General features: G+C 73.2%; 16 protein-coding genes, 1 tRNA gene, 1 pseudogene and 1 riboswitch. Of the genes and pseudogenes, 6 read left to right on the plus strand and 12 right to left on the minus strand.

The features are described from left to right. Nucleotides 1–2 precede the first annotated feature (2 nt). Both JEK78_RS07055 and JEK78_RS07060 read right to left on the minus strand, forming a co-directional pair. Nucleotides 3–1,025: a glycoside hydrolase family 6 protein gene (locus tag JEK78_RS07055; protein ID WP_200263248.1), complete on the minus strand. Its 1,023-nt coding sequence runs from the start codon at nucleotides 1,023–1,025 to the stop codon at nucleotides 3–5. A 178-nt stretch (nucleotides 1,026–1,203) separates the two neighbouring features. Next, a complete protein-coding gene (locus tag JEK78_RS07060) occupies nucleotides 1,204–1,776 on the minus strand; it encodes a hypothetical protein (protein WP_200263249.1) in 573 nt (190 codons plus the stop codon). A gap of 214 nt (nucleotides 1,777–1,990) precedes the next feature. Here JEK78_RS07060 and JEK78_RS07065 point away from each other — a divergent pair, with 214 nt between their 5' ends. Both JEK78_RS07065 and JEK78_RS07070 read left to right on the plus strand, forming a co-directional pair. Beyond that, nucleotides 1,991–2,770, plus strand: a complete 780-nt coding sequence (locus JEK78_RS07065; protein WP_200263250.1) for an HAD-IIA family hydrolase — start codon at nucleotides 1,991–1,993, stop codon at nucleotides 2,768–2,770. Nucleotides 2,771–2,890: 120 nt separating this feature from the next. Continuing rightward, entirely contained in the window at nucleotides 2,891–3,904 is a 1,014-nt protein-coding gene (locus JEK78_RS07070; RefSeq protein WP_200263251.1) for an SEC-C domain-containing protein, read from the plus strand. Nucleotides 3,905–4,010: 106 nt separating this feature from the next. On the opposite strand, the gene JEK78_RS07075 is transcribed toward JEK78_RS07070, so the two are convergent. After that, nucleotides 4,011–5,366 carry a DUF445 domain-containing protein gene (locus JEK78_RS07075; RefSeq protein ID WP_200263252.1) on the minus strand — a complete coding sequence of 452 codons (1,356 nt, stop codon included), beginning with the start codon at nucleotides 5,364–5,366 and terminating at the stop codon, nucleotides 4,011–4,013. 268 nt (nucleotides 5,367–5,634) lie between these two features. Beyond that, the gene (locus JEK78_RS07080) at nucleotides 5,635–6,342 is read right to left on the minus strand and encodes a DUF1707 domain-containing protein (RefSeq protein ID WP_200263253.1); all 708 of its coding nucleotides are present in this window, start codon (nucleotides 6,340–6,342) and stop codon (nucleotides 5,635–5,637) included. A gap of 425 nt (nucleotides 6,343–6,767) precedes the next feature. On the opposite strand from JEK78_RS07080, the gene JEK78_RS07085 reads away from it, so the two are divergent. Beyond that, nucleotides 6,768–9,230: a transglycosylase domain-containing protein gene (locus tag JEK78_RS07085; RefSeq protein ID WP_242483373.1), complete on the plus strand. Its 2,463-nt coding sequence runs from the start codon at nucleotides 6,768–6,770 to the stop codon at nucleotides 9,228–9,230. Between the two features lie 87 nt (nucleotides 9,231–9,317). Here JEK78_RS07085 and JEK78_RS07090 read toward each other — a convergent pair. From JEK78_RS07090 to JEK78_RS07105, 4 genes and pseudogenes are all read right to left on the minus strand, one after another. Further along, nucleotides 9,318–9,725, minus strand: a pseudogene (locus JEK78_RS07090) (RNA-guided endonuclease TnpB family protein); the annotation flags it as partial. Between the two features lie 42 nt (nucleotides 9,726–9,767). Further along, nucleotides 9,768–10,082 (minus strand): SMR family transporter, encoded by a 315-nt coding sequence (locus tag JEK78_RS07095; RefSeq protein WP_200263255.1) that lies wholly within the window; start codon nucleotides 10,080–10,082, stop codon nucleotides 9,768–9,770. Between the two features lie 53 nt (nucleotides 10,083–10,135). After that, nucleotides 10,136–10,200: riboswitch (guanidine-III (ykkC-III) riboswitch) on the minus strand. A gap of 71 nt (nucleotides 10,201–10,271) precedes the next feature. After that, nucleotides 10,272–10,628 (minus strand): co-chaperone GroES, encoded by a 357-nt coding sequence (locus tag JEK78_RS07100; protein ID WP_200263256.1) that lies wholly within the window; start codon nucleotides 10,626–10,628, stop codon nucleotides 10,272–10,274. 23 nt (nucleotides 10,629–10,651) lie between these two features. Further along, nucleotides 10,652–10,981 (minus strand): DUF3618 domain-containing protein, encoded by a 330-nt coding sequence (locus JEK78_RS07105; protein WP_200263257.1) that lies wholly within the window; start codon nucleotides 10,979–10,981, stop codon nucleotides 10,652–10,654. 232 nt (nucleotides 10,982–11,213) lie between these two features. Between JEK78_RS07105 and bcp the strand changes: the two genes are divergently transcribed. Further along, the gene (gene bcp / locus JEK78_RS07110) at nucleotides 11,214–11,681 is read left to right on the plus strand and encodes a thioredoxin-dependent thiol peroxidase (RefSeq protein WP_200263258.1); all 468 of its coding nucleotides are present in this window, start codon (nucleotides 11,214–11,216) and stop codon (nucleotides 11,679–11,681) included. Nucleotides 11,682–11,853: 172 nt separating this feature from the next. Next, nucleotides 11,854–11,940: transfer RNA gene (locus tag JEK78_RS07115), tRNA-Leu, on the plus strand. Between the two features lie 48 nt (nucleotides 11,941–11,988). Here JEK78_RS07115 and rdgB read toward each other — a convergent pair. The 4 genes from rdgB to JEK78_RS07135 all read right to left on the minus strand — a co-directional run bounded on the left by rdgB (nucleotide 11,989) and on the right by JEK78_RS07135 (nucleotide 14,327). Next, on the minus strand, nucleotides 11,989–12,591 hold the full coding sequence (rdgB, locus tag JEK78_RS07120; RefSeq protein WP_200263259.1) for an RdgB/HAM1 family non-canonical purine NTP pyrophosphatase: 603 nt from the start codon (nucleotides 12,589–12,591) through the stop codon (nucleotides 11,989–11,991). Nucleotides 12,592–12,708: 117 nt separating this feature from the next. Beyond that, a complete protein-coding gene (locus tag JEK78_RS07125) occupies nucleotides 12,709–13,107 on the minus strand; it encodes a hypothetical protein (protein WP_200263260.1) in 399 nt (132 codons plus the stop codon). Between the two features lie 161 nt (nucleotides 13,108–13,268). After that, nucleotides 13,269–14,006 (minus strand): ribonuclease PH, encoded by a 738-nt coding sequence (gene rph / locus JEK78_RS07130; protein ID WP_200263261.1) that lies wholly within the window; start codon nucleotides 14,004–14,006, stop codon nucleotides 13,269–13,271. Between the two features lie 87 nt (nucleotides 14,007–14,093). Further along, the gene (locus JEK78_RS07135; protein WP_200263262.1) at nucleotides 14,094–14,327 is read right to left on the minus strand and encodes a PTS glucose/sucrose transporter subunit IIB; all 234 of its coding nucleotides are present in this window, start codon (nucleotides 14,325–14,327) and stop codon (nucleotides 14,094–14,096) included. 227 nt (nucleotides 14,328–14,554) lie between these two features. Here JEK78_RS07135 and JEK78_RS07140 point away from each other — a divergent pair, with 227 nt between their 5' ends. Further along, complete coding sequence (locus JEK78_RS07140; RefSeq protein WP_200263263.1) at nucleotides 14,555–15,823, plus strand: PTS transporter subunit EIIC; 1,269 nt, start codon at nucleotides 14,555–14,557, stop codon at nucleotides 15,821–15,823. The last annotated feature ends 39 nt before the right edge of the window (nucleotides 15,824–15,862 follow it).

The following is a 15,862-nucleotide window of genomic DNA, read 5'->3' on the forward strand; positions in this document are numbered from 1 at the left end:
TCTCAGTTCGCCGACCGGGCTAGCCCCAGGGCGTACTCGGGCCACCACTCCCCCGCCTTGGGACCGCCCTTGCACTCCCCGTCCGATTCCCCGGGGCGCTTGATCCACAGGTAGGCGTCGACCAGGGGATCGGCGGTGTCGCGGGTGGGTGCCTCGCCCAGCGCCCGGCCGGGCGGATTGCACCAGCGCTCGCTCGCATCGCCCCCGGTGTAGGGGCCGTTGCCGTTGCGGCTGGTGTCGATGACGAAGGGCTTCCCGCCGACCTTGGCGGACAACTCCTTGCCGTAGGCGATCGAGTCCTCGGTGGTGTAGTAGTTCGAGACGTTGACCGAGAAGCCGTCGGCCCGCTCGACGCCCGCCCACCGCAGCGGTTCGAAGATCTGGTCCGGCTCCCCCCAACCGGCGTTGCCCGCGTCGAGGTAGACGGTGGTGTCGGGGAGCGCCTTCAGGGTGGCGATCGCTTCCCGCAAGAGCGCGTAGCGCTCCTCGTGGTACACCTCGGGCGTGCAGCCGTCCACGAGGTGCAGCACCGCGTCCGGCTCCAAAATCACCGTGGCCGGCCGATCGTCGATCCCCTCGGCCACGGCCTCGACGAAGGCGCGGTAGGCCGCGCCGTCGACCGCGCCGCCCTGCGAGTACTGGCCGCAGTCCCGGTGCGGGATGTTGTACAGCACGAGCAGCGCCGTGCGGTCGACCGCCGCGGCGGCCTCGGTGAAACCGCGGCTCTGGGCCTCGGCTTCCTCCGGGCTGATCCACTCGGCCACCGGCCGTTCGGCGATCCGGCGGATCAGGTCGGCCTCCTCGTCACGGCCGTCCCGCTCCAGTTCCGCCAACTCGCGCGCGGCGGTGCCCTCCGGGTTGACCCAGTAGGGGGCGGATCCCGCGGGCTGCCGGGCGGGCGCGCCGTCCCCCTCGGCATCGCCGGCGTCCGCGTCCGAGCAGCCCGCCAGGAGCAGCACCGCCCCGACCGCCGCCGCGCGGACCCGGGCCCCGCCGATCCTTCCGACGCCCCTGGTGCCGTCCATCCAACTCCCCCTAGGGTGCACTCGGTCGAGGCTCAATCCTGACATACGCCCCGCCCGCCCCGGGGCCCTCACGCCCGAGGGGCGAGGTTTCGGGGCGGATTCGCCACGAAACGGTCGCGGTGAGGTGGGCCGATACGACCGCCTTCGTCGAGGAGCGCGCCGGAGAAGGCACGGCCGGTCATTCCGTCCCTCGGCCCCGGCGGACGCCCCGCACCGCCACGGCCACCGCGGCGGCCCCGGCGAGCACCAACCCGATCACCGCGTGGACGGTCCCGGGGCCCTCGGCCCGGGCGTCGTCCTCCCCCGCGTCGACGACGGCCAGGCGGACGATGCCGCCGTCGCCCGTGTCCGCGGACGCCACCGGCGATCCGGGCGACCGATCGGGCGCGGTACCCGACTCCGGGACGGAGGGCGGTCGTCCGGTGACGTCGAGCGTGGACGTCCGTTCCTCCGCGCCGCAGTGGATCCGCACCGGGTGGGAACCGGCCGTCGAGGTCGCGCGCACCCGCGCGGTGCCCACCAGTTCCCCCGTGCCGCCCGTCAGGGCCAGGCGGACGTCCGAGGCGAAGGCGGGCGACCCGGCCAGGGCGGTCCGCTCCGGGCAGTCGGCCAGGCGGAGCGTGACGTCGGTGCCGGGCGCGGGACGGGCGGGTGCCACCGTGACACCGTCGCCTTCGGCGCCGTGTGCCACGGGCGCCGCCACGGCGGCCACCGCCACTCCGGCACAGAGCGTCGTCCTGAGTGAGCCCATCGTGAACCTCCCGTGTCCGCAGGCTCTCCCACCCGCTCGCCACGCGCATCCGCCGGACCGATCCGTCTCCGCCGATCGGGTGACGAGGATCCGGCGAGCGCCCGGCCCGAGGAGAGCGCACCCGACCCACGAAAAATCGAACACGCGTCGGCGGTAGGGTCTACGCCGAGGACAAGCCGCCTCGTACAACGCGTCCGGCAGGAGAGTCACCCCTATGGCAGAGCGCAAGCCGATCGAGTCGTGGCTGACCGACATGGACGGGGTGTTGATCCACGAAGGCACCCCGATCCCAGGCGCCGAGGAGTTCCTCAAGCGGCTGAGGGAATCCGGGAAGCCGTTCCTGGTCCTCACCAACAACTCGATCTACACCCCCCGGGACCTGCACGCGCGGCTCGCGCGCATGGGCCTCCAGGTGCCGGTGGCGAACATCTGGACCTCGGCGCTGGCCACCGCGCAGTTCCTGGACGACCAGCGCCCCAACGGCACCGCCTACGTGATCGGCGAGGCGGGGCTGACCACGGCGCTGCACGAGATCGGCTACGTGCTGACCGACCAGGAGCCCGACTTCGTCGTCCTCGGGGAGACCCGGACGTACTCCTTCGAGGCCATGACGAAGGCGGTCCGGCTGATCAACGACGGCGCGCGGTTCGTCGCGACGAACCCGGACGAGACGGGGCCCTCCGCGGAGGGGGCGCTGCCGGCGACAGGGGCCGTCGCGGCGCTGATCACGGCGGCCACCGGCAAGAAGCCGTACTTCGTCGGCAAGCCCAACCCCCTGATGATGCGCGCCGGTCTGAACGCCATCGGCGCCCACTCGGAGACCTCCGCCATGATCGGCGACCGGATGGACACGGACGTACTGGCCGGGCTGGAGGCGGGGATGCGCACCTTCCTCGTCAGCACCGGCGTGACGCGGCCGAGCGAGGTCGACCGCTTCCCGTACGGGCCCTCCAAGGTCGTCGAGTCGATCGCCGACCTGGTCCACGAGGTCTGACCCCGCCCCCCGACGCCGGCACCCGGAGGTCGTCCCGGGGGCGCGGGCGCCGGGACGAGCACGTCGTCGGGACCGGCGGCGCGCTCCGGTTCGTCACCCCATCGCAGTACGGTGTTCCCCATGCGCCCCGACACGCCTGCCGAGAACGTCGACCACCCCGCCGAAGCGGCGCGCCTGGAGCGGACCGCCGGCCTGTACCCGGAGGACGCCGAGGCCCTGCTGCTGAGGGCCGCCGCCCACCACGAGCTGTCCGGCGACCGACCCGCCGCGACCGCGCTCTACGACCGGCTGCTGTCCTCGTCCGGGAAGTTGGAGGATCCCGTACTCGTACGGGCCCGGAAAGCGGCCAACCTCTGGGAGTACGGCCACGAGGCCGAGGCGCGGGCCATCATCGACGGCGTGCGCGCGGCGGCGCCGCGAGACCCGGCGGCGTGGGTGATCGTGGCGGAGGCGCTGGAGTCCCACGACGAGTTGGAGGCGGCTCACGAGACCTTCACCGAGGGGGCGCGGTCGCTGGTGGCGGAGGGTGAGGAGCCTCCCCGGGTCACGCACCCTCTGTTCTTCGGCCGACACCGCGTCCGACGCATGCTGGGTCTCCCGCACGACGCCTGGGACACCCTCGCCGACACCCTCCACTCGATGCCGGTCTCGCTGGACGAGCTGCACGACCCGGGCCGCGTCTGGACACTCGGCTCGAACGACCCGGCGGACCTGGAGGCGGAGATCTCCCGACTCCGCGCGGAGCTGGGTGCCCACCGGGCAGCCCTGTCGCGCCCCTTCCCGGTCGCCATGCTGCACTGGCCGGCCGAGGAGTTGGCGGAACTGCTGGCGGACCACCCCTCGCTGACCGCCGAGTACCCCTCCTACGAGGAGCACGTGGCGACCCTGGAGACCGCCCTGCGGGAACTCGCCTCGTCCGGCGCCGCCCGACTCGGCCTGGTACGGGGCACGGTCCCCTCCTACGAGGCCTTCGCCGCGTCCGAGGGCTCCTCCCCCGGCGACGCCTCCCTCCTGCCCCAGTACGCCACGACCCTGGCCGCCCGAGGGCGCGCCGAGGCATGGCCGCCCGGACAAGCGGACGCCTGCTGGTGCGGGACGGAGCGGGCCTACGCCGACTGCCACGGGACGGGGTGAGGCCCGGCGGGGCGGCGGGAGGCGATACCGACGGGCGGGCGCCCGCCGTCACCACCGCGGCCCCGCGACCGGTAGGCGCCGCCAGGCGCCTGCGGGTGACGGTAGGTCAGGCACCCAGGGCTCGGGCCGCGGAGTAGATGACCAACCCCGCCAGCGAACCCACCACCGTGCCGTTGATCCTGATGAACTGCAGGTCCCGCCCGATGTTCGCCTCGATCTTCCGTGTGGTGTGCTCGGCGTCCCACCCGGCCACCGTTTCGGTGATCAGCGAGGTGATCTCCCCCCGGTAGGTGGTGACGACGTACACCGCCGCGTTCTCCAACCAGGTGTCCACCTTGCCCCGGATCCGGTCGTCGGCGACGAGCCGCCCGCCGAGCGCCAGCAGCGAGGCACGGACCCGCAGTCGCAGTTCGCTGCGCTCGTCCTCGGCCGCCGAGACGACCGTGGACCGCACGGCGGTCCACACGGAGGCGATCAGGTCCTGGACCTCGTCCCGGCCCAACACCTCGCTCTTCAGCCGCTCCACCCGCGCGCGGGTGTCGGGGTCGGACCGCAGCTCGCTCGCGAAGTCCGTCAGGAACCGGTCGAGCGCCTCGCGGGCCGGATGCTCGGGCATGTCCCGCATCTCGGTCACGAAGCGCAGCAACTCCTTGTGGACGCGGTCGCCCATCTTCCGGTCCACGAACCGCGGCGTCCAGGCGGGCGCCCCGCCCTGGACCGCGCCCGTCACCGAGTCGCCGTGCAGCACCAGCCAGTCGTGGGCGCGCGCCACCACCAGGTCGACGGCCCGCCGATGCCCGCCGTCGGCGACGACCCGCTCCAGCAGTCTCCCCATCCCCGGGGCGATCTCCACGGCGTCGGCCCGGCGGGTGACGGCCTCCCCGACCACGGCCTGCACCTCGGAGTCGCGCAGCACGGTCAGGGCGGCCCGCAGCGCGGTGGCCGATTCCTCGGTCACCCGGTCCGCGTTGTCGGGGACGGCGAGCCAGGCGCCGAGCCTGGCCGCCATCCCGACGGCGCGCAGGCGCTCCCGCACGACGTCCTCGGAGAGGAAGTTCTCTCCGACGAACTCGCCGAGCGAGACACCGAGCTGGTCCTTCTTGGTCGGGATGATCGCGGTGTGCGGGATGGGCAGGCCCAAGGGGCGTCTGAAGAGCGCGGTGACCGCGAACCAGTCGGCGAGGGCGCCGACCATGCCGGCCTCGGCGGCGGCGGACACGTATCCCGCCCAGGGCCCGGCACCCGCGTGGGAGGCCCACTCGGTGAGGGCGTAGACCACCGTGACGAAGATCAGCAGCCCGGTCGCGGTGATCTTCATACGGCGGACGCCGCGTCGCTTCTCCTCGTCGGCGGGGCTGAAGGTGGTCATCGCCCGGCCCGCGGCGGTCGCGGCGCGGTCGCCCCCACCGAGGCGACCGGCCTCTCCCGTGCCCACCGGGGCCCCGGTCTGCGTTCGTTCCATGTGCTCCACCCGTTCGGCGATTACGGGCCATTGTCCTCCCGGCCGGGCGGCGCCGGCGCGACGGCCGGGTGGCACGCGCGCGGCGGGCGCGGGCCGACCGAGGAGCGGACGGCCCGCGCGCCGGCGCCCGGGGCCCTCACGACGCCGGGCGCCACCGGTCGAGGGCGCTTCGCCGGCCGCCGCCACCGATGAGCGGCGACGCCCCGGAACGCCCCCCGCCGCGGCTCACGGGTCGACCACGACCGGCCCGCGCCGGGCGGTACCTGGTTCAGCGGTCGCGGCGGCGGCCGTCCTCCACCTCGGACCGGGCCTCGCCCGACCGAAGCCTCTCCCCCCGTGCCCTCTCCTTCGGCCCACGTTCCGAGCGGGGCGGCTTGCGCTCCACACCCACCCCGCCCCAGAAGGCGAACCCGGTGACGATCACGCGGGGGGCACCGGGATCACCGGGAACGCCATCCTCCCGTTGGTCGAAACCGCCCATGACGCCGATCCCTCGCACGATCACCTCGACCCCGGGGGGCACCACCACGCTGGCACCGCCCATGATCGCGACGCAGTTCACGACCGTCTCGCGCGCGGTGAAGTCGGCGTCCCTGAGGTCGATCTCCCCACCGCCCCAGAACGAGAACGTCGTGAAGCGCCTGGGCACGGTCCAGCGCCCCTTGCGCCGGAAACCCGACATCACGGCCACCGCCCAGGTCGACGTCGGCTCGGCCCCGGTGATGCGGCTCGACCAGCCGCCCGCGCGGTCCGGTTCCTTGGTCGTCGACACCCGGGGCGCGGGGGTCGCGCCGGCCGGGAGGTCCCGGGTGATCGGGGCGAGCTCCCCGTAGGTCCGCGCCCGATACGCCGCCTCCAGGCGTTGCTCGAACTCGGTCATGTCCAGCCGCCCCTCGGCGAGGGCGTCCCGCAGGACCTCGGCGACCCGTTCGCGGTCGGTGTCGGATGCGCGCAGTTCCGGGGCGTCGTCGCTCATGCGGAGCAGCCTACGAGGTGAGGGCCCGCCACACTACGGCCTCGGGAAGTCCGAGGTCCGACGGCCCCTCCCCGGTCGGCACCGGTTCCCTCTCCGCCTGCGCCCCGCACCCGACCGCGCGAGCGGGCGTACTCCGCATGCCACGCCATCCCCCACGACACGACGCCACACCGGGCACGGACCGCCCCCATGAGCGAGGCTTTTGCACGGGGCGGACGCGCGAGGACCGACGACGAGCACCGACGCAGCCACCACAGGGAGGCTCAGCGATGAGCGACGAGCCACGGCCGAGACCGCCGATTCCGGGCTGGGCGCGCCAGGGGGACCCGAACCCCGGGTCCGCGGGGTCGGAAGGCGCGGCACCGTCCGGGCGCGGGGGCCGGCGGCGTCGCACCGGCGCGCGCCGCCTCCTGCCGACCTGGCGGATGGTGCTCGGCGGTGTCGCCGCGGTGGCCGTGCTGCTCGTCGGGGGCTTCTTCCTCGGCTACCACCTGGTGAAGATCCCGTCCGCCAACGCCCTGGCCACCCGGCAGAACAACATCTACCTGTACGCCGACGGCACCGTCCTCGCGCGCGACGGCGAGGTGAACCGGGAGAACGTGGCGCTCTCCCGCGTCTCCGAAGCCGCCCGACACGCCGTACTGGCGGCCGAGGACCGCGACTTCTACTCCACCTCGGGGGTCGACCCCCAGGCCATGCTCAGGGCGGCCTGGAACACGGCGACGGGCAAGGGCAGGCAGTCCGGCTCGACCATCACCCAGCAGTACGTCAAGAACTACTACCTCGTGCAGGAACAGACGGTCACGCGCAAGGTCAAGGAGTTCTTCATCGCGATCAAACTGGACCGCGAGACCGGCAAGGACGACATTCTGGAGGGCTATCTCAACACCAGCTACTTCGGCCGGGGCGCGTACGGCGTCCAGGCCGCCGCCCACGCGTACTACGGGATCGACGCCGCCGACCTGGACGCCGGGCAGGGCGCCTACCTCGCCTCGCTGCTCAACGCCCCGAGCCGGTACGACGTCGTCACCCACCCGGAGAACCGCCCGGCGGCGGTACGCCGTTGGAACTACGTCCTGGACGGGATGGTGGAGCAAGGCTGGCTCGGCCCGGCCCGGCGGGCCTCCCTGAGCTTTCCCGACCCCGACCGCACCACCGCGCCGAACAGCCTGTCCGGACAGCGCGGTTACGTGGTGCAGATCGTGAAGGAGCAACTCGCCGCGGACGGCGTCCTCCGGGAGGGGGAGCTGGAGGCCGGCGGCTACCGCATCACGACAACGCTCCGCGAGGACGCGCAGGACGCCTTCGTCGCCGCCGTGGAGGACCGGCTGATGTCCCGCCTTGACGACGCGCGGGAGGCCGACTCCTACGTACGGGCGGGCGGCGCGGCCGTCGACCCGCGCAGCGGCGAGGTCGTGGCGCTGTACAACGGCGTCGACTACGTGAAGCAGTACACCCCGAACGCCACCCGTCGGGACTTCCAGGTCGGCTCGACCTTCAAGCCCTTCGTCCTGGCCTCCGCCCTGGAGAACGACGCCGAGACCCAGGACGGCAGGTCGATCACCCCGGCCACCCGCTACGACGGCACCAGCGAACGCACCGTCCAGGGCTGGTCGGGGCAGCGCTACGCCCCCGAGAACGAGGACCACCGGGACTACGGGGACATCACCGTGCGGGAGGCCACCGACAAGTCGGTCAACGCCGTCTACGCCCAGATGGCCGCGGACGTGGGGAGCGACCGGGTCGAGGAGACCGCCGTCGCCCTCGGGCTCTCCCCCGACACACCGGAGCTGGTCGCCGCCCCCTCCATCGCCCTCGGCACCGCCACCGCCTCCCCCCTCGACATGGCCAAGGCGTACGCCACCCTGGCCAACCACGGCCGTCACGCCGGGTACACCCTGATCGAGCGGATCACCCGCGGCGGTCAAGACGTGCCACTGCCGTCGCGGCCGGACGATCGCCAGGTGATCGGCCGGGAGGCCGCCGACACCACCACCTGGGTGCTGCGCGGGGTGGTGGAGCGGGGCACCGCCACCGCCGCGCGGGCGGCCGGTCGCCCGGCCGCGGGCAAGACCGGCACCGCCGAGGAGGACACCGCCGCGTGGTTCGCCGGCTACACCCCGGAACTCGCCACCGTCGTGGCCGTCATGGGGCAGGACCCTGACACCGCCGCGCACAAGTCCCTCTACGGCGTGATGGGGCTGGGCAGGATCAACGGGGGCGGGGTCCCGGCCGAGATCTGGGCCCAGTTCACCCGCGAGGCGCTCTCCGGCACCCCGGTCACCGCCTTCGACCTGCGAGTGAGGCGCGGCGTCGAGGAGAGTGGTGGGCCCTCGGACCGCCCCTCGGGGTCCGACCGTGAGCGCGACACCGACGAGGAGGACCGTTACGGGGACGACGACCCGTGGGACACCGAACCCGGCGACGGCGCCTGGGACTCCGGCCCCGCCGCCACACCGCCCGGCGCGACGGGAGGTGCCGAGGGCGCCCTCCACGACCGTGGCGGCGCGGGCGGTGGCGTGGCCGCCGCCCGCGACACCGACGCCCCGGAAGCCGTCCGACCGACCGTCGACGCCCCCGGGCCCGGCGCCGTCGTCGGACCGGAACGCGTGTCGACGGGCTCCGGCGAAGACCCGGGAGGCGGTGGGGCCGAGGAACACGGGGGGCCCGGCGCCGAGACCCCGGGCGACGACCCGAACCCGCCACGCGTCCCCCAGAGACCGGACGGGCCGGACGGGAGGCCCGGGCCCCCGAGACCGGACGGCCCCGGCGGCCCCGAAGGAACGGGCGGCGGCCCGGTGCCGGGCGATCCGGACGGGGAGCACGCGGCGGAGAGACCCGGCGACCCGGGAGAGCCGGGGCGGCTTCCCCTCCCCGACCACGCCTGAGCCACCCGGGACCGCGCCCCGGTCCGCGCCAGGCAGAAGGGTGCTCGGTGCGCCCGGTCAGTGTCCGGAGTTGACGTGCTCCCCGCCCTAGAGGACGGGGATTCCAGCCTGGGCCGTCTGGCCCTTCTGGTGGCTTCCTGCTTCAACGCGCTGCGCCGGGACGGACCCGGTCTTAACTCCGCTCCACGAGGCGTTTGGCCTGTCGGCGCGTCCCGCCGCCAGGATGTTGTGTGCTGCGTTGATGTCGCGGTCGTGGACGGTCCCGCACTCCTGGCAGGTCCACTCGCGGACCGACAGGGGCTTGGGGCCGTCCTTGATGCCGCAGGCCGAGCAGACCTGAGAGGTCGGTTCGAACCGGCCGATCCTGCCGAAGTGCCGGCCGTGTCCGGCGGCCTTGTACTCCAGCATGCCGACGAACTGAGACCAGCCCGCGTCGTGGACGGACTTGGCGAGCCGGGTCCGCGCGAGCCCCTTGACCGCGAGGTCTTCGACGTACTGAGGTTCCCCCTGCCCTGAAGGACAGGGCTTGCGCCGGCATCATCCGGTCAACTTGAGTCCGACGACTGCCACCAGCAGCAGGCAGACGAAGAAGATCCGCGCGGCGGTGGCGGGCTCCCCCAGCGCCACCATGCCGACCACCGCGGCTCCGGCGGCCCCGATGCCCACCCACACGCCGTAGGCCGTGCCGACGGGCAGCGTCCGCACGGCGTACGACAACAACAACAGGCTGCTCACGATCCCGGCGCCGGTCAGCAGGCTGGGAACCAAGCGGGTGAAGCCCTCGGTGTACTTCATCCCCACGGCCCAGCCGACCTCCAGCAGACCGGCGAGAAGCAACAGGACCCAGGCCACGACGGCACCTCCGGAGGAGACGGACGCGGCTGCGTCAGCCGCGTCGGGACGGTGGTGCGTCGTCTTTTCCTCACCCGGTACGGCGCGTCTCGTCGGGTCCCTCCAACCTAGCAAACACGACGGGAGGGGGGTGGGGCGGCGATCGCCGCCCCACCCCCCTCCCGTCGAACCACGCGAAGAACGCGCCGGTCAGAGGTACAGGCCGGTGGAGTCCTGCGAGCCCTCGAAACGGTCGGCCGCCACGGCGTGCAGGTCACGCTCCCGCATCAGGACGTACCCGACGCCCCGCACCTCGACCTCCGCCCGGTCCTCGGGATCGAAGAGCACACGGTCGCCGGGCTCCACCGTCCGGACGTTCTGCCCCACGGCGACGACCACGGCCCACGCGAGCCGCCGCCCCACCGCGGCGGTGGCGGGGATCAGGATCCCGCCGCCGGAACGCCGCTCGCCCTCGCCGCTGTCCTGCCGCACCAGCACCCGGTCGTGCAGCATGCGGATGGGGAGCTTGTCGTGCGGAATGCTCTGGTCGTCTCTCTTGGCGCTCACGGCTCGAACCTACCCGCTCCGCCTCACGCCCCGCGGCGCCGGGTGGACACCACCAGCAACCCCACCACGCCGACCGCCACCATGACCACCGGCACCACGCGCTCCGGCCTGGGGGCACCCTCCTCGTCCACGAGGCCCGCCCGCACCTCGCCCACCACGCGGCTGGCCCCGACGTAGGCCCGCCCCAGGGTGTGGTCGACCCGGGAGACGATCCGGGCCTTGGCGTCGCCCACGAGGGTCCTGGGGTGCGCGCGCACCCCGATCTCGTCGAGCGTCTCGGCCAGCACCTCGCGACGGCGTCTGATGTCCGCCTCGATCTGCGCCGGGGTTCTGGTGTCCGACGTGTCCGCCACCGTACGGCCTCCGAAGTGAGGTGGGTCTTGTCCTGGACAGTCTGTCAGCTCGGGGCCGGACCGCACGGTGAGGACCCCCCGTTACATTGGGGGCGACGGAGCCCGTATCCGGGGAACCCGCCGGTCCGCCCCGACGCCGGCGGCCCCGCCCCCGGAGCCTCCGTCGCCTCCCCGCGATCGAGCGGCACCCCTCCCGGCCCGGAGGCCGGGGCTTCCACGAAGGAGAGACCTGATGAGCGAGCGACTGCGACCCGGGGACACCGCCCCCGCCTTCACGCTCCCGGACGCCGACGGCAACGAGGTGTCCCTCGCCGACCACAAGGGCCGCAAGGTCATCGTCTACTTCTACCCGGCCGCGCTGACACCGGGCTGCACCAAGCAGGCGTGCGACTTCACCGACAACCTGGAGCTGCTCGCCGGGGCGGGCTACGACGTGATCGGCGTCTCGCCCGACAAGCCCGAGAAGCTGGCGAGGTTCCGGGAGGCCGAGTCCCTGCGGGTCACCCTGCTCGCCGATCCGGACAAGGAGGTCCTGGAGGCGTACGGGGCCTTCGGCGAGAAGAAGAACTACGGTCGCACCTACCAGGGTGTCATCCGGTCCACGATCGTCGTCGACGAGGACGGCAAGGTGGAGCGGGCGCTGTACAACGTCCGGGCCACCGGGCACGTCGCCAAGATCATCAAGGATCTGGGCATCTGACGCCCGACGGGGTCGGGTCGCGCTCCCTCGGTCGAACGGCAGCCCACCGCAAGGGCGGTGACCGCCGGTGGGTCTCTCCGGCGGCCGGCCGCTCCCGCGTCGGGGAGGCGCCCCCGGGAGGCGGGGCGGGAGCGAGGCGCCCGGCCCCCGCCCGGTACGATGACCCGCACCGGCGGCGGTGGCGCAATGGCGACGCAGCAGACTTAGGATCTGTGGCCCTTGATCGGGCTTGAGGGTTCGAATCCCTTCCGCCGCACCACGGCGGCCCGAGGCACCCCTGCCGATCGGGCCGCCTCTTCGCGTCCGATCAGCCGAGCAGCTCCCGGACCACCGGGACCAGTGCGCGGAAGGCCTTCCCCCGGTGGCTGATCGCGTTCTTCTCCTCGGCTGTCAGCTCGGCGCACGTCCGGTCCTCGCCCTCCGGCTGGAGAATCGGGTCGTACCCGAAGCCGCCCGTGCCGGCCGGGGTGCGTCGGAGCACCCCGCGCATCCGCCCTTCCACGACACGCTCCGTGCCGTCGGGCAGCGCGAGCGCGGCGGCGCAGGCGAAGTGGGCGCCGCGGTGCTCGTCGGCGATATCGGAGAGCTGGGCGAGCAGGAGGTCCAGGTTGGCCCGGTCGTCACCGTGCCGACCGGCCCAACGGGCGGAGAAGATCCCGGGTGATCCGCCGAGGACGTCCACGCAGAGCCCGGAGTCGTCGGCGACGGCCGGCAGGCCGGTGGCCCGGGCGAGGGCGTGGGCCTTGAGGAGGGCGTTCTCGGCGAAGGTGACGCCGGTCTCCTTGACGTCGGGCACCTCGGGGTGGGCCTCGGCGCCCACCAGTTCGTGACGGAGGCCGGCACCGCCGAGGACTGCCCTCAGTTCGGTGATCTTTCCGGCGTTGCGGGTGGCGAGGATCAGGCGGGTCATGGGCCCAGTATCCCGGGACCGAGCGAGCGCCCGGCACCTCGCGGCGAGGCCGGAACGTACCCGAGGCGACCCGCAACGGCCCGAGCGGGGTTCCCCGGCCCTCCGGCCGGGGAGCTGTCAAGGCGTGCAGACCTTGGTGAGTTCACCGGCGGCGTCGGTGACGGGGCCGAGGTCAGGGGTCGGGTCACCGCCCTCGACGGCCGCGCGGACGCTGTCGACGGCCGCGCCGAGGTCGTCGACCGCGCGACCGACGTCGGCGTTGTCGGTCTGATCGCCGATCTGTTCGAGGTCCTGGTCGATCGAGGCCAGGGAGTCCAACAGGCGAGTGGGGTCCTCGGTGGCGCTCTCCACGGCCTGCTGCATCTCGGTGACGTTGTCGGCGACGGCGTCGGCGGCCTGGACACAGTCCAGAGCCTTGCCCACCGCGTCACAGCCGGTGGTGAGGCCGACGGCGAGCCCGGCGGCCAGCACGGTGGCTATGACGGTATGACGACGGCTGCGTCGGGTGACGGCCATGGGTCTCGGTCCTCCCGAGGGGAACGGGCCGGGTGGCCCTGAAGGCGGCGACGGTGTGGGCGCGCGGAACCGAGCCGCGCGCCCACACTGTGGTGGACGCCTCGACGACGCGGAGGGTTGCGCGCCCCCGGCTTTTTCTTGGTCGGCGCTTGGGGCGCCCTTTACTCGGCGCGGGAGGCGGCGAGGGCTCGGCGCTGGAGATCGGCGAGCTCCGCGCATCCGGCGGTGGCGAGGTCGAGCAGCGTCCCGAGTTCCTCGCGGGCGAACGGCTCGGCCTCGGCCGTGCCCTGGACCTCGACGAACCGCCCGTCTCCGGTGCAGACCACGTTCATGTCGGTGTCCGCCCGGACGTCCTCCTCGTAGCGGAGGTCGAGGAGCGGCGTGCCGTCGACGATGCCGACGGAGACGGCGGACACGGTTCCGGACAGGGGTTCGCGACCGGGCCGGATCAGCTTCCGCGACCGGGCCCACGCGACCGCGTCGGCCAGCGCCACCCAGGCCCCCGTGATGGCGGCGGTCCGGGTGCCGCCGTCCGCCTGGAGCACGTCGCAGTCCAGGACGACGGTGTTCTCTCCGAGCGCCCGGTGATCGACGACGGCACGGAGGGAGCGCCCGATCAGACGGCTGATCTCGTGCGTGCGCCCGCCGACGCGCCCCCGGACGGACTCGCGGTCCCCCCGCGTGTTGGTGGCGCGCGGCAGCATGGAGTATTCCGCGGTCACCCACCCTTCCCCGCTGCCCTTGCGCCAACGGGGGACGCCCTCGGTCAGGGAGGCGGTGCAGAGGACCCTCGTGTCGCCGAAGGAGACGAGGACGGAGCCCTCGGCGTGCTTGCTCCAGCCGCGTTCGATGGTGACGGGGCGGAGCTGCTGCGGGGTGCGGCCGTCGATGCGTGACATGCGGGTGAGCCTAGGACATTCGGGTGGTCCCGCGCGGTCCGGGACCATCGCGGCGGGATCGGCGCCGCCGGCCGCGCCCCACGAGGCTCAGCGCATGTCCTCGATCTCGGCGGCGAGGGGGTCGGCGTCGGTGCCGACGACCACCTGGACGGCGGTGCCCATCCTGACCACACCGTGTGCCCCGGCGGCCCGCAGCGCGAAGTCGTCGACCAGCGAGACGTCCCGAACCTCGGTGCGCAGGCGGGTCACGCAGCCTTCCACCTCTTCGATGTTGTCGATGCCGCCCAGTCCGGCGACGATCTTCTCGGCTTTGGTCGTCATCCACTTCTCCCGGGTACGGAGGTCGGCGAGGGTGCGACGGGCGTCCCCGCCCGCCGCACCCGACCGCCCGGGATGGGACGGAGCGTCCGGGTGCGGCGGGTTTCGGGCGACCCGCCGCCGTGCTAGAACAGGTCTACACCACTGGCCCGGTGAGCCGGTGCTGCCGCTGTCTTCCTTCCCGCTCTTCCCGCTCCCTCCCCCACCCGGGCGGACGACTGGAGGATCTCTTGACCACGGCGAACTCCGCTTCGGCGACCGGCGGGAGAAGGGGGCCGGGAGTGACCGCCGGTCTCCAGCGCATCGGTCGGAGTCTCATGCTGCCGGTGGCGGTGCTGCCCGCGGCGGCCCTGTTGGTTCGGCTCGGCAGCGCGGACATGCTCGGTCGCCCGGATTTCCCGGGCCTGCTGACCAGGGTCGCGGGGTTCATGGCCGCAGGGGGGGAGGCGATCCTGGAGGAGATGCCGCTGCTGTTCGCGGTCGGGATCGCCATCGGCTTCGCCCGGAAGTCGGACGGCTCCACGGCGTTGGCGGCGGTCGTCGGCTACCTGGTCTTCCGGAAGGTGCTCGGCACCTTCACCGACGGCAGCCTGCCGCGGGTCGCGGAGGTGGCGGAGGGCAGGGTGGTGACGGTCGGGGCACCGGTGGACGCCAAGGTCCTCGGGGGCGTCGTGATGGGGGTCGTGGTGGCACTGTTGTACCAGCGCTTCCACCGCACCAGGCTGCCGGAGTGGGCGGGCTTCTTCGGCGGGCGGCGCCTGGTGCCTATCCTCGCCGCGTTCGCGGGACTGGTCGCCGGCGTCGTCTTCGGGTACGTGTGGCCCGTCCTGGGCACCGGTCTGCACCATCTCGGCGAGTGGCTGGTGGGATCGGGCGCCGTGGGCGCGGGTGTGTTCGGCGTCGCCAACCGGGCGCTGATCCCGGTCGGGATGCACCATCTGCTCAACTCCTTCCCGTGGTTCCAGGCCGGCGAGTACCAGGGCGCCACCGGCGACATCGCGCGCTTCCTGGCCGGCGATCCGACGGCCGGTCAGTTCATGACCGGCTTCTTCCCGATCATGATGTTCGCCCTCCCCGCCGCCTGTCTGGCCATCACCCACTGCGCCCGACCGGAACGCCGCAAGGTCGTCGGAGGCATGATGTTCTCCCTCGCGCTCACCTCGTTCGTCACCGGCGTCACGGAACCGATCGAGTTCACCTTCCTCTTCATCGCCCCGGCCCTCTACGCCGTCCACGCCGTCCTGACCGGGGTGTCGATGGCCCTGACCTGGGCACTGGGCATGAAGAGCGGCTTCGGCTTCTCGGCGGGCGCCGTCGACTTCACGTTGAATCTGGGGATCGCGACCAACCCGTGGGGGCTGGTCCTGGTGGGGTTGGGCGCGGCGGCCGTCTACTACGCGGTGTTCCGCTTCGCCATCACCCGGTTCGATCTGCCGACCCCTGGTCGTGAGCGCGACGAGGAACCCGCCGGGACACCCGAGACCGAGCCCCGTCCGTAGGTCGCGGCGGATTCCGCCGGGCGGCGGGGGACCTCGAAG

Origin of the sequence: Streptomyces sp. HSG2, assembly GCF_016598575.1 — a bacterium.
Taxonomy (GTDB): Bacteria; Actinomycetota; Actinomycetes; order Streptomycetales; family Streptomycetaceae; genus Streptomyces.

What these genes read in the sequence shown, in the direction of transcription:
- JEK78_RS07055 (WP_200263248.1), bottom strand. Translation starts at nt 1,025, where the DNA reads ATGGACGGCACCAGGGGCGTCGGAAGGATCGGCGGGGCCCGGGTCCGC.
- JEK78_RS07060 (WP_200263249.1), bottom strand. Translation starts at nt 1,776, where the DNA reads ATGGGCTCACTCAGGACGACGCTCTGTGCCGGAGTGGCGGTGGCCGCC.
- JEK78_RS07065 (WP_200263250.1), top strand. Translation starts at nt 1,991, where the DNA reads ATGGCAGAGCGCAAGCCGATCGAGTCGTGGCTGACCGACATGGACGGG.
- JEK78_RS07070 (WP_200263251.1), top strand. Translation starts at nt 2,891, where the DNA reads ATGCGCCCCGACACGCCTGCCGAGAACGTCGACCACCCCGCCGAAGCG.
- JEK78_RS07075 (WP_200263252.1), bottom strand. Translation starts at nt 5,366, where the DNA reads ATGGAACGAACGCAGACCGGGGCCCCGGTGGGCACGGGAGAGGCCGGT.
- JEK78_RS07080 (WP_200263253.1), bottom strand. Translation starts at nt 6,342, where the DNA reads ATGAGCGACGACGCCCCGGAACTGCGCGCATCCGACACCGACCGCGAA.
- JEK78_RS07085 (WP_242483373.1), top strand. Translation starts at nt 6,768, where the DNA reads ATGGTGCTCGGCGGTGTCGCCGCGGTGGCCGTGCTGCTCGTCGGGGGC.
- bcp (WP_200263258.1), top strand. Translation starts at nt 11,214, where the DNA reads ATGAGCGAGCGACTGCGACCCGGGGACACCGCCCCCGCCTTCACGCTC.
- rdgB (WP_200263259.1), bottom strand. Translation starts at nt 12,591, where the DNA reads ATGACCCGCCTGATCCTCGCCACCCGCAACGCCGGAAAGATCACCGAA.
- JEK78_RS07125 (WP_200263260.1), bottom strand. Translation starts at nt 13,107, where the DNA reads ATGGCCGTCACCCGACGCAGCCGTCGTCATACCGTCATAGCCACCGTG.
- rph (WP_200263261.1), bottom strand. Translation starts at nt 14,006, where the DNA reads ATGTCACGCATCGACGGCCGCACCCCGCAGCAGCTCCGCCCCGTCACC.
- JEK78_RS07135 (WP_200263262.1), bottom strand. Translation starts at nt 14,327, where the DNA reads ATGACGACCAAAGCCGAGAAGATCGTCGCCGGACTGGGCGGCATCGAC.